Here is a 15,758-nt window from a genome sequence, read left to right on the forward strand (position 1 = left end):
GCTTTCAAACTATTTCTTTTCGAACACAACAGAGACTGACGCCTCACCTTTGGTGACCAGTCCAATCGACAGACCGGCCTCAATACCAATATTGAATTCAACCGACTTCATTTCGAAATCAGAATTTTCAGAAGCACTTTTCGTTCGATCTGCAATGTGTGTCAATTTTTCTACGACTTCATCCCAAACCCCGCTCAGAGCTTCTATTCCTGCAATTACGCGCTCTGACGATTTTGAGTGGGGATCAACGTAAAACCCGGTTTCTCCGTCAACTTCTTGATCAGTAGAGCCGTTTACGATCAGCACTTGAAATTCAGTCATTGGAACTCCCCATAAAAGGGCCCGCTAAGACCCATAACGTCAGTTACTTGTCGCAGGTCAATGGCATATCCACACTGCTTAAAAAACCCATCAGCGGTCTTCACGCCGACTTCTCCTAGGTACATGGACAAGGCGTCCCTATTCTCGGAATCTTTGAAAATGCTTGAAACCAGAGAGCCACTGTCGCCTCTCGCCCCATGGCTGTCAATGTACAAGAGGACAGCTGCTGCTCCTGAAATAATCTCAGAATACGACGATACATCATTCATAACCGTCCCCCTACGAAGCCCAGTATCACCAAAATGCAACTCGACAGTTTCACCTTTTCGCGCTCGTCGCAAAGACAGCGCGTCTTGATGGGCCCCTCCCCCGTGAAAATAGTAAGGTCCACCACAGGGAAACGTAATTTCCACAGCGTCTAACGCAGGAAAAGTTCGCCTTTGCAATAATGCGCTGGCTCCGCAATCGGAGCAAATGAGTGGAACAGTTTTTCCTTTTCGTGTATTCCCAACTACGTGGCCCGCCGTCAAAGCGCATGCGTTTCCTGCCTCTTGGTAGTGAACCGCTGGAAACCCTTGTAGGCCGTTTTTATGTGGTTGATACTCAACTTGAAGATCGAAAATTGGTAGTGAGTAACGTGTACTGCCGAAACTCAATTCGTTGCGGCCCTCAATGTCCATTTCGTCCTCTGACTTGCCTTGCAAAATGCCTATTCCAAATTGGTAGCCTCCAACAAATGGAAATCCATTGAAATCTCCACGTGGTGGACCGTCTAATTCGAATATTCCTACGGCTACTCCGGAACAGCTGCTAAGCCGTTGATCTAGCTTTGGGTCGTCTCGAAGAGCCAGTCTAAGTTCGTTCTTCGTTGCTTCTGCCCAAAGTGTTAACCTTTGCTGCAGCTCTGGTGCCCCATCAAAGCTGGCAAGTAATTCCTTTGAAATATCAGAATCTGGAAACTCATAAGGGACGAGTTCATTTAAAACGCTCTGTGGTATCATTGTTAAGCTCTTGATAAATAAATATTTTTAGATCTAGCAGATGGATGTTGTCGCCGCAAGATCTGGCAGAATGCCGCAGAGTTGGAGGTCGGAGGCCCGAATTTACTGAGCGCTGACGTATTAGGCCGCGATGAGCGGCTCAATACTAGATACGTCGATTTCTTTAATCGCGACTGTCATGTCGAAATTCGTCTGCAAGTTCACCCAGTAGGCCGGGGTCGTATTGAACACGCGGGCGAGGCGCAGAGCCGTATCTGGCGTGATCCCAGTCGTGCCCTTGATCAACCGCTCGATCCGCGTCCGGGGCACACCGAGCCGCCGCGCAAACGCGATTGCCCCCATGTCTAGGGGATCTAGGTAAAGTTCCTTCAGGACTTCACCGGGGTGCATTGGTTCTTCAAGCAGGCTCATCAGCGTATCCTTTCAATGGTAATCGACAATCTCGACATCGGCGGGGCCGTTCGGCGTCCAGACAAAGCAGACGCGCCATTGCCCGTTGATCCGCACGGAATGTTGCCCTGCCCGGTCCCCTTTCAGTTCTTCCAAGTGGTTGCCGGGTGGAAACCGCAAATCCTCCACAACAACCGCAGCATCCAGCGCCGAGAGCATCGCCCGCGTGCGCTTCACCAAGTCACCGGGGAAGCCTTTGCCATATTTGCCTTTCACAGCATTAGTAGCGAGTTTGCCCTTGGTGCTTTGGATCATATGGGTATGTATCACCTCAAGACACATGTGTCAACCTATGATACACCCATCGGACGCGCTAGCAGATCGTTTGCTAGCTTTTAAGCGTTTAGTCGACACACATTGCGCCCTCGATGGCTATGTGTGGATTTAACATTCCACTGTTGGGCAAATCTTGAACGGAATTTTAGGGCAAATTCTTCTTTGGCTTGGTGCCAGCAGCTCTGCACACGAAATTCTTCCTTGTACGACCTGGTATCCGACATGAAACCACGTATACCAATTCGATAGGAACATTCTAAGGAACCTCAGTTGTCGAGCACGTTTGGCGTCGTTGATCTATTTGCCGGTCCCGGAGGGCTAGGCGAGGGCTTTGCCTCGCTCTTGGAGGAAGGGCACGCGCCGTACAAAATCGGCATATCAATTGAGAAAGAGGTATCCGCTCACAGAACCTTAACTCTCCGTGCATTTCTAAGAGAATTCCGCAAAAGTCACGAATTCTTACCTCAACAATACATCGACTATCACGCTGGACTGATACCTGAACCGGATTGGTCCGCGTTAGATGAAGTAGCATGGCAAATTGCGACCGAGGAAGCGCGTTGCCTTGAGTTGGGCACTGACGCTGCCGCCAATGCAATCGATGACGCCATTGACCGTCTGCGCGGCGATCATGACGATACTATCTTGATTGGTGGCCCACCATGCCAAGCCTACTCTCTGGTTGGCCGTGCTAGGTCAAAGGGGACAAAGGGATACGTGGCTGAGGACGATGAACGACACTATCTATTTCGAGAGTACATACGTGTTCTTGATAAGCTACGCCCTGCGGCTTTCGTGATGGAAAATGTCAAAGGAATGCTTTCGTCAACGGTCAAAAGTCGTCTAGTTTTTGAAATGCTGATGGAAGATCTATCCTCCCTGGGGACGGGTCTGAAAACTCTCTATGAATTGAGGGCAATTCGGGTGGAGGACGGGCAGGCCACCCTCGTAAAAGCCTTAAAGCCAAAGGACTTTATCGTGCGGTCGGAGGACTTTGGTGTTCCTCAGCGACGACATCGGGTGATCATCGTAGGTATCCGAAGTGACCTCGTTGCCGGGATAGAACAAGCGAAAATCTCTGTTCCTGAAGCGCGAAGAACTGTCGATGATGTCATTGGTAGTCTTCCGGCACTTCGCAGTGGCCTAAGCAAAGGAACCGACACCTCGGAAGCTTGGCGCGAAGTGGTTTTGGATGCGGCAAGTCTCTTAAACGACATCCATACTTCGGATACTGATAAAGAATTCAAACGTGCGTGCGCGACGCTGACAAAGTCTTTAGAAAAACTCTTACCTTCTGCTCGGTCCGCAACTGCATTGCCCAAAGGCTACGGAGGCTCAAACGACGATTTAATCAGCTGGCTCGAGTGTTCGGAGCTTCTTGCTATTTCACAACATGAGACGCGTGGGCACATGGCGTCAGATCTTGCGCGCTATATGTTTGCTGCAGTATTTGGAAACGTACATGGCTACAGCCCAAAAGCAGCAGATTTTCCGCTAGAACTAAGCCCAAATCACAAAAACTGGCATAGTGGGGTTTTCAGCGACCGCTTCCGCGTCCAATTAGCCCAAGGTGCTTCGACGACTGTAACAAGCCACATTTCAAAAGATGGTCATTACTTCATCCATCCTGATCCGAGACAATGCCGGAGCCTTACTGTGCGTGAAGCTGCAAGACTGCAAACCTTTCCGGACGATTACTTGTTCCTTGGCAACCGAACACAGCAGTACGTCCAAGTCGGAAACGCGGTCCCACCGTTTCTTGCACGACAGATTGCGAGCCTCGTGTTCAAAAGTATTAGTCGCCCTTGGACTGCGAGCATTTGAGTGCTTCTTTCGCCTCTTCGATCGACCACCAGGGGCGACTAGCATGAATCATTCTGTGGCAGTTGGCGCAGACCAAGGCCAGATCGTTCAAACTGGTTTGCCCGTTCTCCCCAAGAGTAGACACCGGTACGGTGTGATGGCACTCGATGAAATTTCGACCACGCTCCCCGTAAGCATTAAGAAAATCGAATCCGCAGACTTCACAGCTGAGACAGCCAAATTTCTGAAAGATTGACGTTTTCTTACGTTTTACTAACGCCGGATTCCGCTCGCGATACAGGTGAACCCGTGTGAGGAGACGACCCTCTGGTGCTTCGAATTCCTCTTCTTCGCCAATGGCTGAATTTGCATCGGGCAGATCAACAAACGCCACAATGCCAGATGCTACACGCCTCAGTTCAAGCGGGTTCCCAGCGAACTCTTCCCATAGGATAGCTTCAAGCTTGTTGCCGCGGGTAAGGCTTGTTCGGCCATTTTCGGTATAATTGGGGTCATGAGAACTGAAGTTACGAAGCTTCATGGCCACAGCATCTGGGTTTCGCAATGTGGCCCCAGACGCGACCAAGCCGAGAGCTTGGCTAACTTTTGCGATCTGGCCAGTAAGGAGTATAATCTCATCTGTACCGGGCCGTGGATCTTGGCCTCGATGATGAAGGTAGTGATCGAGTGCAAGGATCAGCTCGTCTCGTCTCCAACTCGGATTTCGCGGGCTACTCTGCAGTTTGCCATCCATTTTCCTGATTTCTGTCATTGCTTTAAGCCCTAGAAAAAATTGACGTTACCCAATTTCTGGTATGGATGATGAAGGTAAATCGTAACTTGCTTCCTTTACCTTTGCCCATGTGTCGGCTCGCTTAGCTACCTCGGAAAACTGCTGTCCCGGAGCAATCCGATTGAATTCGCTATTCACGACAACCGCCCAATCCCACAATAGGTCCCGTAACCCCGCAGAAATTCCCTGCCTCATCCAAATCTGTTCGAGATCCAGCCGATCCCCGAGGCGGTCTGAGGTAATAGATACGACATAGGTTGCGATGTTAACCCAGCCTTGACGGAAAATCTCTTTTGCCTCCTTCGTTTTGATCATGCTTTCAATTGCTTTGAACAAGATCACCTTGGCGATCATGGAGCGGAACCAGCGTGAATCGAGAGGATTTGGAACGATAGACGGATCGTCGTCCAATGCGGCCATAAAGGCAGCGAAGTTCTTTTCGCCTGCCATAGCCACTTGGTTGGGTTTGCCTCGCCATGCTTCATGGTACTTTGCGAGGTCGTTTTTTGTTAACTTGCGTTTGGGAGGAGTCATGTCCTTTAATTTGCGGCGTTGAGCGGGTGTCCTGCCTTCCCGCAATAGCATCACATTGTAAGCCCCTGCAGCACGTTCATAAAACCAGCGTGTAGCACCATCGGGGCACCAAGTATCGTTTGCCAATTTTTCAAATTGCACATGGATCGGCCGGTTTGCAGAAAGATCCGACATACGAACCGCGTTTTGGCTATTTGCATAACGAGATACATTGCTGATCAAACGTTCACGTGCTTCGTCATCCGATCCCTTCAAGATGATGATTTTCGCGGGTATCATCACGTGGCTTAGATCGATTGTGCGATCATCACGAGATGCAAAATAGATCGAGGACGTGGTCTGCCCACCATTGACGATTTGAAGCCCTTTGAGAAATGACAATCCAAGGTTGCCATCGTCTGCTCGCTCGAAGGCAGCTTCGTCACAAACCAGTACAAGACCATTGTTAAATGCTAGAAAGTGCTCCGGTTCCTTACGAAGCGTTTCTGCGATCCCTTTGTTTACCGCCCGACGTGCGCCCAGAAAGGTACGAACATTTGCTTCCAGCAAACGAGAGCCGAAACGCAAGTAAAGGTCGCGGATAATCTGCCCTGGAATTGCAGTAAGGGCGTATTCGTAGTCAGCATCTGGGTCTGGCACATGGACACATGGCAAAGGACTACCAAAGGATTGGATTAGGCTGAGTGATAATTCTTCGCTTGGCTTCCCCTCAGTGTGTCGAAATAGGCGCTCCATATCCATGGCTTCAATTGCCACATTCTTGTTATGGACTTCTTTGTTTGAAAATCGCTTGGTTTTTGTGATCCCGTCAGTGATCACAAAAACCCGTAGACGGTCGAGATCGTCCCAATGAGATCGAATAGTCGCCACTAGATTACGAACTGGGTGAGTAGGATCGATTTTGGCCTCTAGTTTGCCATCCGCCGCACGGAATAGGAACCTAATTCCCTCACTGGCTGTAGCGGTCGCAATTGAGTCGATTAGTCTGCTTGGTTCTTCGGTGCCAAAATAATGCGTGACAAAAAGATCGAGCGCGGTTCCGTCGGAGCTTAACACGTATCCGGTGATCCGGAGCTTAGCGTTACCGATCTTGCCGCTCCAATGGCAAATCGTAGCAGTTTCGCAAATACCAGCTTCTGCAATGTGTTCCATTACCAGCTCAGCGAAAACCAGCTCTTCCGAAGGAAAAGGCCCTTCTCCTGCATCTACTCGTTCGGCAATGACGGTCTGTAAGTCAGAACGAAAATTACGGTGAAAATCTTCGAGACTCATGTTAATTATATCCAAACTTCTGAAGGATGCTAGGAATGCCGATCGAAGGCACTTCAAGAGCATCAATGTCAAGTATGTAGGCCGCTGAGCGCACAGCTGCGGGGACTGCTGCGCGGGTAAGCCGGGGCATGTTGTCAGCATCAGCAAGAAACGCTTTCGCGTCCTTTAAGACAAGTAATCGCTCATAATGCGGTGCGTGTTCATCAAGGTAACCCATCACCATTAGCAGGGCTTCAAAGCCCCGATGGACCCCCGCTCCCCTAAAGTAGCCCCGTAAAATGTCCACCAAACCTACGAGCGATAGCCCTTCTGGATTCTCTTCAAAGCGAAGGGCAGCCAAAAATAATGGTGAACGATCACCATCTAGTTGTTCAATGCTATTGATGCGCGCCAAGAAGGCTCCAGTCCGAATAGTGCTCTTGACCTCGATTGCACCTCCCAACACGTGAAAATCTTGGGCGGCTCTGAGCGGGCCTTGCCAGCAATCCAGTGCAGCTGCCCCAAGGGAGGTCTCGGTCAGACATCGCAGTATCCATAATTCGCCGAACAGACCTAATTGAGCATCGGACGATAGAGGCCGTTGGGTCCGCGCCATGAACGTTTGCCATTCTTTAACCCGTGCTAGGAATGCTCTCAGTAGGTCACGATTTGTCGCAATGGCAGCACTTTCAAGAATGCGTAGTACGTCGACTGCCATGATAGCAAATATCTCAGGGGACCCTTCAGTCCGGCGGACTAGAGAAATCGCTATTCGGCCAGCGAAGGCAGCTTGCCCATCAATTCGAGTGACATCAAAACCTTTCCCCTCAGGAAGATTAGATGGCTTTACGAGCCAAGAATTTGGAAATGATACTATCAAAGCCTCACGGCCTGCAGGAAAATGGCACCCTGCCTCTACGGAGACTTCGTCCATCTTGGTGAGATGGACAAATCGCCAATCTTCTCCAGATACTGGTTGCGCAAGCGCCCGCCAAGCACTGGCAAGCCCCTCTTCAGTCCACCCAGTCATTTACGCCTCCCCAATGTACGCTGTTGGCAATGTACCGAGAGTTGGAAACTTTGCGTGTTGAAGTACTTCCAGGGAAGCTGATTGCCCATGCAACTACAGGGTCCGCCCCTATTATTTCTTCAACAGAAGCACTTTGAGGATCAAGTAGGTACAGCATCAATAGGCCGCGATCACGGCGATGTGGAACTTCTGTAAATGGATACTCACCTCCTAGAATGCTTCGAATTTGAGGCCCCCGCGGACTAGTTGGAGGCTTTGCACCTTCGTTCCGGTCAGGATCATTTCGCCAAGTTTTCTCACTGAGCGTAAGCGACGCTCTCCATTCGGCCTCCGTCAAGTCGATTGCCTCGTCCCGCGGCGAAATCAACGCTTTGATAGAATACCGATCTGAATGTTCGACTGTGCGCTTGCGGTCCAACATCTTAACCGATTTTCCACCAACACTTTCGGGGCGGCCAGGTTGATCTTTCCCAATCAGCGCAACCGTCCAGTTCGTAAGTTCACTGTCCTTATTCATCGCTTCGATAAAGTCAGCAATCAATGGACTCATAATCCGAAAACTAGCAGGATGTGTGCGGTATTCGCGTAGAAATGTAATGATATTTAGCGCAGTTATATCCCTCCATAGATGGCCACTCCAACTTTGGTTTTCAGGCACAAAGCGCTGCTCGTCGTTCAGGTCTAATGAAGGACCTAGGGAGTTGATAAATCGATCAGTAGCTTGGAAATTGGCAGAAATTTCTTCTTTGCGGTTTGGGAATACAATCGTCTGCAAAAGATCCCCTGAGTATGTCAGCTCCATTGGCCGCGCGTTGCGCATTTTCGCTCGTGACGTAACCGTCAGTACTGAATGGGACTTTACACGCAAGCCGAACTGTTTGGGGGTTGCTCCTGCTGCCACCATATTATCGAATTCTTGTCGAAGCTCTTCTGCAGCGTCTGCGATATGGCCGAACCATTCGACCATTTCCTCAGAAGTATAGAGCCTGCATACGTCAAGATATCCGTCTCGATATCCGAACCAACGACCCATCTGCATTAGAGTGTCATACATTTTAGTGGTTCGCAGGAAATAGCTCGTACAGAGCCCTTCCAATGTCAGCCCGCGGGCAAGTTTATCCCCACCGATCGCAATTACCTTCAGACCGGTAGCCTCGTTTTCTTCGTAGTCTAGAGCGTCTTTCGCTGTACCGTTAATCTCACGTACCCGAATATCCGACAGGACGTCAGGTAAGACGGATCGCAGTTCGCTCCAATCGAAGTCGTCAAGCGTTTCCCCCTCCACGAGAGCGTCTCTGATTTCCTGCATCCCAGGCAGAAACACTGTCTCATATTCGGTCCGCATGAAGGCTTCTATCTCGGTGAGGTCAATTCCCCTTGTATAGCGGCCCTTCAGGTTGCGGATGTATTCTGCAACTTGGTTTACGACCTCGTTTTGAACTGAAGTGAAACGGGTGACATGGATCAACATTGACGAGTGTTTGCTACCTTGGCCACGAAGCTTTCTTACCGCACACGCGTAAACAAAAGAACGGATCGCCTCGGCAAGCGTGTCCGGCACTCGATCTTCTCCATGCCAGCGAGGACGCCATCCATTTTTGTGGCGTTGCGGAATCCAAGATTCAAAATCTTCCGTTGCCAATGGGTGGATTAGTGGCAAATCACTAGGAGTGCTTGAAGCAGATCCAAAAACCCGGCCTGGCCCAACATAGTTCGAAGGCGCTGCCAAGCTCGTTATGAAACTAGCGGGGAAGAGATCAGGACCATGTTCTTGTGTCGCTCCTCGCTCATGAATGAAAATGTTGGCGAAAGGTGTTGCCGTATACCCGACATAGGCTTTGCGAGTGAAGTGGTGGAGGATGGAGCGGATTAGTCTGTTGATCGTTTTGGGTTCATGTTCAAGGTCTGGTTTGCCGAAATCATCAACAATATTCTCGCCGGTGTCGACGGACCCATGATCAGATTCGTCATCAATAATTAGCATTGGAAGATTGGTTACAAGCCTTTGCCCTGTCACCGGATCGACGTGGTTCGCGACCCGGTTACGGATCCAGTGCAGCAAGCGCTCAAGCACAGTCTTGTTCTTTTTCACAACGAATAACCATGGCCGCTCTTCAGGACTAACGTTCATCCTTGCAGCCATCGCAGTATTAAAATCGCCATTGTTGCTACGGTTTGTGGCGGCATTAGGAGCGATGGATTTATCACCATCGATCATCCCAACCCCCACTGGCGGAAGGTCGTCTTCATCTGAAATGGTTGCGAACCCCAGAAACCCCTCATCCAATCTAATTTGAGTTTGCGAGCGGAGATTGTTGTGGAGGCCTGCAAGAACAATGATGATTTTGTAACCTGAGTCCGCTGCTTTGCAGATCAGCCCAGTGTAGTTCCCTGTCTTTCCGGACTGAACGTGGCCCACAACGAGACCACGTCGATCCCAAGCTCCTTCACGTGTTGGATCTTCAAGGTTGCCCAGCACCTCGTCGGTGGCGACGTCCAATGCATCGAGAGCAGTCCAAGGTAGCTTTGCCTCCATGTATTCGGAGTACCGTCGCCAGTATCTCCAATCCTTTTTCCTGTCAGAGTCCAGCCAGTCGATATGATCCTCGCCACTAGACAATGTGGCATTGTCGCCTACAGTTCTGCTTGAACGGCGGATCAACTCGTCAACGAGCGCATTCTTATCAATAAGTGCCAAATCTTCTGGCATAAGGACTGCCAGTTTTGCGAGCTCCTTTTCGATCATCTCTGGCGTGACTGCAGTCTGAGCTCTTTCCGCCGCAAGGCGGATCATGTTCTGTGCCATTGAGAGTATTGAATCAAATGCCTTTTGGTTCGAATGGGTCATGCGGAATCTTTCAGTTCAAGTGCAGTAATCAAGTCAGGATATCGGTCGAACGGAGAAGTACGGCTAAGCCTTTCGCGGGCTTCAGCTGGGCTGAGGCCTCGATGGCGAACGAGCGCTTCAAATAAGGAATTTAAGGTCTCATGGATTTCTGCTTCGGGGGCACCAGCGAAACCAGTTCGTGGTGTTTCCTTGTCCTCTGCGGTGTCCAACCAAATTCGTTGAACCGGAACAGTTTCCTCGATCAGTCGCAGGAGCGCGCGAATGTCGCCTTTCAAAGGGCCAGCTCGGTCCAAGATTGACGCGAGCAGGTCATGGTCACGTGAAATGCGATAGGAGGTGCCTTGCGCCGAGCGACGCACTTGCCAAGCCTCAGTTAACCCGTTCGAGTTAACTCCTGAAGCTGGCATTATGTGTCCTCTATGGGCAAAAACACGCCTTGCTGTGGTTCTGGTCTCTGATGCAAGCCGATGAAGTTGGGGGCGCAATCGAACTGGGGGATTGGCAGTCGATTTCAGGACATTTATCTTCCATTCCATGTCAGAATTATTTGGAATATCTAGTCGAATACGGGCTAAACGATGCGCCTCATCACGAGGCCAAGGCTTCCCACCATCTCCGAGGCCCAACCAACCACCGGCCAGAAGTAGCCTTCGATTGCGATAGACATAAAATCCTTCTTGTTGGGTCCATCCACTGGGTCCTCCGGCCACTTCTTGTTCGGTTGGCTTGAGCATGTCGCGGTGAGGAAGGACGTGACACTGAACCGTTACACCAGTTGTATGTAGAATGCGATATTCAGGGCTCTCAAGTGCCTTGCTTGGGTTCCCCAAAAGGAATGGGTCCCAAGGCTTGATGACTTGTCCATTCAGTAGAAGCTGGAAAGAATCATGTGAAGCGTCGATTAGCCGATGGAAGGTCATTCCAAGGTGAGCTTCAACACGATCAGCTAACTCAAGCAAATCAGCGGCGACAAAGCCATCTGTCACGATGCGATCAAGTGTTTCCCAAAGGACGACTGTACCTTGCTCCATCTCCTGCAGGGGCTCTAGCAGGTGCTCTGAGCCGGGTGCTGGTCCCTCAAAAAGTGGCCAGTCTGCTCCTGTTTCGCCTTCAATTAGGTCAAGATCCCAACGCAGGCATACAATTTGCCCCCCTTTTCGACGGCTAGCCACTGTCAGTCTTCTGGCTTGAGAGAAACTTGCCGTCTTAAGTCCCAAACCAAAACGACCAAGATCGCCGGCGGATCGATCCTTGCGCGGGTCGCGTGCACCAAGGCGCATCCCCTCTTCAAGCGTAGCGTCGTCCATTCCGAGACCATCGTCGATTATTCTGACCCAGCTTTCAGGTCCTCCCCACTCCAAATGAATTCGAACCACTTTGGCATCAGCCGACACAGAGTTGTCGACTAAGTCCGCTAGTGCAGTTGGCAACGCGTAACCAAGCCCACGAAGAGACTCGAGCATAGAGCCAGCGTGCGGAGGAGCATTTCTTACACCCATCCCCTAGTTACCTACCTGCTTTTGTGTGCGGCGCTTGCTATCTGGACGCGAGAGCTTTCTGAGCCCTTTGCCTTCGATTTGCCGGATGCGCTCGCGTGTCACACCGTAGATCTGGCCGATTTCTTCTAATGTCATCTCTTCATCGCCCCCAATTCCGAAACGCATTCGTATGATCTCTGCCTGACGCTCTTCAATTTGCGCCAACGCCTCTGACGCGAGTTTGAGGGTTGCGGCCTGATCGACCAATTCCTCCTGCTCCGGTTCTAAAATCGCTCCTGGCCATTCGTCGAAAGAGCTCATATCGTTGGATTGTCTGGGAATTTGCAAGAAGGCATTTACATGTTGAACATTCCACCCAAGTGCCTCAGCAATTTCAACGGCAGTTGGATCTCGGCGAAGTTTCAAATTCAGCGTTTCACAAGCATTGTCCAATTCAGTAAGTTTTTGATAGCGATGCACTGGAATACGTATCAATGAGCCCTCATCTGCACGCCATCGTGCCAATGCTTGCTTCATCCAAAATGTTGAATAGATGACGAAACGGTGCCCGCGTTCTGGATCAAAACGGCGGGTGGATCTTTGCAGCCCAATAAACGCAACTTGAAATACCTCTTCGGGGTCTTCACCCTCCTCAACGTTTCGAGCTGCAAAGCGGCGTGCGTGAGGCAAGTGTTCCAATATCAACCGTTCAACAGCAGATTCGAAAGTTGAAATCAGAGTATCTAAATGGAAGGCAGCAGTTGAAGTTGCGGGGAGCTCAGCCAAAGATTCGAGCAAGTGCTTGTGGAAGCTTAGTTTGAGATCAAGTGCTTCAAGTGCTTTAAGTGCTTCCCTTCGGCGTTTACCATCCATTACGCGCCCGTTTATTCCCCAAGCCTTCAGCGTTTCCGCGGCCTCAAAGAATTCTTTGGTTTCTGGGTGCTCTGAACGTGTGGGCATAACGCTTCGCATAGTAATGCTGCTGGGATCGGGGTCGCCAAGGAGAACGCCATCAATCCGACTAATTATGATTTCTGTCGCAGGTTCGCAGGCGAGTATAGCCAGTTGCATTTCTTGCTTGGCTCGGACCATTGGTTCCAAGAGACGCATTTCCAGTGCTTTATCTATGTTGAACCGCTGTATTCCAGGGGGCCGAGTTGCACGTGTGAGCACCGCTGAAACTGCTTCAGCCAGTTCTTCGACTGAAACGTTAGATTTTGTATCCCAACCCGATTCAAACTGCATGTGAATGTCATCCACAACGTCAAGCCCTGCGGCCTCAAGAGTTCGTTGAAGGTTGGAGCACATGTCATTAAAATCGCCGTTTCCTTCTGCAAGAGAGACTAGATTGAAAATATCTTCAGAATTAAAGCTTCCTCGTTCTACAACTGCTGAGGTCCAAGCTACGCACGCCTCTGTTTCAATTGAAATGCGCGTACCTGATTGCAAGGTCGCCCGCTTGATCGATCTGCGCCCACGCTTTCGCACCTTTAGAAAGTCGTTATCGCCATCTTTCGTGGGCTCTAGACTTGCCTGAGAGTCAATGCCTTCTCCAACGACTTGCCCCGGAGATAGATCAATTTCCCAATCCGCATTGGCATCATTCGGTTCCGTCCAAGGAACTTTTACAAGCGCAACAAATGTTCCAGATACAGTTTCCCGACTCGAGTTGTCGAAAAACTCTTCTGGGTCTACCTCAGGATGAAAATTAAGCATGTCATCGAGGTCGACGAACTGCTCAACTGGCGCTTGCCCAACAGTTCTCGAATTAACAAGCGAAGTTTCTAACGTACGGAAAACGGGTACGGGCGTTTCATCTTGGGCGTCTTTCGTTAGAATCGGCATAGTTTGCGATGTATCGACTAGCGAGTTTTCCACTAGGGAAGTCAGTAGCTGAGCGGCGATCAGATGGCCTTCTGACAAGGCCAGATCCGCGGGCGTTTGACGGTCATTATTTTGCGCAGCGGCGTCGGCCCCAGCGCTGATGAAAAGGTCACAAATCGCTAAGTTACCAATTCGCGCTGCAATGTGCAGTGGAGTATCACCTTTCGGGTCGGTGACATGTAGTCGAGATGTCCCTGCAAAGGTAACCAAATCTTCCGTTAGGTTGTTCGTTATCAACCGCACTTCAATTGGCGTCAGCTGCTTATCTGGCACTTCCTCACTTACTTTGCCACGGCGAACTAGCTTTGAAAGTCGATCAACAAATCTCATTGGGTTGAGCTCGACTTTTGAGAGCTATCAATGACTTTCGGGTGATCTACGGAAGTTGTGTGGTGTGAGCTTAATAGCTGCACTTTCCTAGGTAAGCGTACCTTGTAGTATGCAGTCTTGCTGCCACCAGACGAGCTCCAGCGGGCATCAAGTTCGCCGATCAGCACTTTGGTTGTCATTTACTTGTCAATCACTCTTAGTTGAAAAAATCTTTGGTCGATAAAGGTCTCAATCGAATAGGTGTTTAAGAAATGAGCGCTCGCTTCCAGCGGGCGCATCAAAAACCTTTCGGTCAGCGCCACGATGCCACCAATCAAGATGCCCGGTGCCATCCACAGCAACGGATAAAGGGTGAAATTATCCACCCAGAAATTCAGGTAAAGCATTGGCCCGACAAGAAACGGCAAGCCTACGGCAAAGAGATAGCGCAGCGGCTTTATTTTCAGCGCTATCGCATCGGCAAGTTCGCTGTGCTCGCTATGTACTTGGTTTTCCCAAGCGGAGTATTCGTCTTCCAACTGCCCACGTAGGTAATGACCGCAACGGCAATACTCACGAGTCAAATACTCAGCTTCACCACAGGCAGCGCAGACCAACGCATTTCCGTTGATGCTCTTTGGGCGGGAGGGATCAGGCCTCTTTGTCGTCTCTTTGAGTTCAAGCCCATGCTCGTCGAGGAAATGGTCGAGCTTCTCAGATAGCGATACTTTGCGGGGCCTAAGGACGTGAACATTTGTTGGAAAACCAGTGTCCGACATTACGCTACCAAGCCTAGAATACTATCAATTCGTTGCGTGTTAGGAGCGCTTTCTGTGCTGCTAAAGACATCCAAATTGAGGAATTCAGCGAACAGGAAATCGATTGCGTCCCATTTCTTTTCCGGAGTCACTATCAAGCCGCGTTCGATGATACGGTTTTCTACAGCCAACCCGATCTTGCGATAGGCTTGTGTGAATTCATCGTGCCGTCTGCTTTTGCCGGTCTCGGTGTCGCCTTCCAGCATCCACAACGGATCAACGTCGAACTCTTCATAAACTTTGAGCAGGAGTTCGGCGGGAAGGACTCGCTGGCCACGTTCGTAGTTCTGGAACGCACTTCGACTAATACCCAAGCGGCGGCACATATCCTCTTGGGAGAGCTTTGACACGTTTCTCACCGCCGCAAGGCGTTCCCCCATTCCTTGAATAGACATTTTGAACTTTCGTTTGTAATCGTATTGACCTCATTCGTGATCATATCTAACAATATGTGTTACGAACGATGGCGATACGCCTGATTCATGCAAGATCAGCGTAGTTTTGTTTCTTTCTGAACGCAAAACTAAATCTCTCGCCTCGAATTGTGAGCAACCGATTGAGAGGCGATTTATGACCAAACTTCTCGAAACACCCAAAGAGCTAGCAGAGCGAGTTGGCATTCCGGTGACCAACGTTCGTTATCTGATCCGCGAAGACATGTTGGACCACATCTACACGGCACCGGGAAAACGTAACCCCAAGATTCCGAGCGGAGCGTGGGAAAGGTATGTTGCCCTCTTCACCGTTAAGGCCGAGCCCAAATGCGCAAGCAGTGGCAGGAAGGGATGAAGGTGATGCAAAATGTAGAACACGCTGACAGCTCGCAAATCCTCGGGCTTGGAAAGACGCCCGCTCAATGGGTTGAAGTCATGGCGGGCTTAGGCATCGAGATTTCCGAGCGGACGCTTCGCGAACGAGCGAATGATACAGGCGCATTTTATCGGCTTGGGCGGACCATGCTG

The 15,758-nt window shown here is 50.3% G+C and carries 14 protein-coding genes; 2 read left to right on the plus strand and 12 right to left on the minus strand.

What is annotated here, in order from left to right; translation table 11 throughout:
- Positions 1-9: 9 nt before the first annotated feature.
- The 4 genes from AB1F12_RS00895 to AB1F12_RS00910 all read right to left on the minus strand — a co-directional run bounded on the left by AB1F12_RS00895 (position 10) and on the right by AB1F12_RS00910 (position 2,027).
- On the minus strand, positions 10-321 hold the full coding sequence (locus AB1F12_RS00895; protein WP_368185873.1) for a hypothetical protein: 312 nt from the start codon (positions 319-321) through the stop codon (positions 10-12).
- Positions 318-1,322, minus strand: a complete 1,005-nt coding sequence (locus AB1F12_RS00900) for a hypothetical protein (protein WP_368185875.1) — start codon at positions 1,320-1,322, stop codon at positions 318-320. The genes AB1F12_RS00895 and AB1F12_RS00900 overlap by 4 nt, the downstream gene beginning before the upstream one ends.
- Before the next feature lie 120 nt (positions 1,323-1,442).
- Complete coding sequence (locus tag AB1F12_RS00905; RefSeq protein ID WP_368185878.1) at positions 1,443-1,733, minus strand: HigA family addiction module antitoxin; 291 nt, start codon at positions 1,731-1,733, stop codon at positions 1,443-1,445.
- Between the two features lie 12 nt (positions 1,734-1,745).
- Positions 1,746-2,027 carry a type II toxin-antitoxin system RelE/ParE family toxin gene (locus AB1F12_RS00910; RefSeq protein WP_368185880.1) on the minus strand — a complete coding sequence of 94 codons (282 nt, stop codon included), beginning with the start codon at positions 2,025-2,027 and terminating at the stop codon, positions 1,746-1,748.
- Positions 2,028-2,318: 291 nt separating this feature from the next.
- Between AB1F12_RS00910 and AB1F12_RS00915 the strand changes: the two genes are divergently transcribed.
- On the plus strand, positions 2,319-3,872 hold the full coding sequence (locus AB1F12_RS00915; protein ID WP_368185881.1) for a DNA cytosine methyltransferase: 1,554 nt from the start codon (positions 2,319-2,321) through the stop codon (positions 3,870-3,872).
- Here the strand turns inward: AB1F12_RS00915 and AB1F12_RS00920 are convergent.
- From AB1F12_RS00920 to AB1F12_RS00955, 8 genes are all read right to left on the minus strand, one after another.
- The gene (locus AB1F12_RS00920; RefSeq protein WP_368185882.1) at positions 3,844-4,392 is read right to left on the minus strand and encodes an HNH endonuclease; all 549 of its coding nucleotides are present in this window, start codon (positions 4,390-4,392) and stop codon (positions 3,844-3,846) included. The two genes, AB1F12_RS00915 and AB1F12_RS00920, sit on opposite strands and share 29 nt — an antisense overlap.
- A gap of 258 nt (positions 4,393-4,650) precedes the next feature.
- A complete protein-coding gene (locus tag AB1F12_RS00925) occupies positions 4,651-6,450 on the minus strand; it encodes an AIPR family protein (RefSeq protein ID WP_368185883.1) in 1,800 nt (599 codons plus the stop codon).
- A 1-nt stretch (position 6,451) separates the two neighbouring features.
- Positions 6,452-7,459 carry a PD-(D/E)XK motif protein gene (locus AB1F12_RS00930; protein ID WP_368185884.1) on the minus strand — a complete coding sequence of 336 codons (1,008 nt, stop codon included), beginning with the start codon at positions 7,457-7,459 and terminating at the stop codon, positions 6,452-6,454.
- Positions 7,443-10,307 (minus strand): Z1 domain-containing protein, encoded by a 2,865-nt coding sequence (locus AB1F12_RS00935; RefSeq protein ID WP_368185885.1) that lies wholly within the window; start codon positions 10,305-10,307, stop codon positions 7,443-7,445. The genes AB1F12_RS00930 and AB1F12_RS00935 overlap by 17 nt, the downstream gene beginning before the upstream one ends.
- Positions 10,304-11,806, minus strand: coding sequence for an ATP-binding protein (locus tag AB1F12_RS00940; protein ID WP_368185887.1), 1,503 nt, complete (start codon positions 11,804-11,806; stop codon positions 10,304-10,306). The genes AB1F12_RS00935 and AB1F12_RS00940 overlap by 4 nt, the downstream gene beginning before the upstream one ends.
- A gap of 3 nt (positions 11,807-11,809) precedes the next feature.
- Positions 11,810-13,999, minus strand: coding sequence for a sigma-70 family RNA polymerase sigma factor (locus AB1F12_RS00945; RefSeq protein WP_368185889.1), 2,190 nt, complete (start codon positions 13,997-13,999; stop codon positions 11,810-11,812).
- Positions 14,000-14,178: 179 nt separating this feature from the next.
- A complete protein-coding gene (locus AB1F12_RS00950) occupies positions 14,179-14,757 on the minus strand; it encodes a hypothetical protein (protein WP_368185892.1) in 579 nt (192 codons plus the stop codon).
- The gene (locus tag AB1F12_RS00955) at positions 14,757-15,191 is read right to left on the minus strand and encodes a helix-turn-helix domain-containing protein (protein WP_368185893.1); all 435 of its coding nucleotides are present in this window, start codon (positions 15,189-15,191) and stop codon (positions 14,757-14,759) included. The genes AB1F12_RS00950 and AB1F12_RS00955 overlap by 1 nt, the downstream gene beginning before the upstream one ends.
- A 175-nt stretch (positions 15,192-15,366) precedes the next feature.
- Between AB1F12_RS00955 and AB1F12_RS00960 the strand changes: the two genes are divergently transcribed.
- Positions 15,367-15,585: a hypothetical protein gene (locus AB1F12_RS00960; protein WP_368185894.1), complete on the plus strand. Its 219-nt coding sequence runs from the start codon at positions 15,367-15,369 to the stop codon at positions 15,583-15,585.
- Positions 15,586-15,758: the final 173 nt, after the last annotated feature.

Source organism: Aestuariibius sp. HNIBRBA575 (genome assembly GCF_040932005.1).
Taxonomy (GTDB): Bacteria; Pseudomonadota; Alphaproteobacteria; order Rhodobacterales; family Rhodobacteraceae; genus CANLNM01.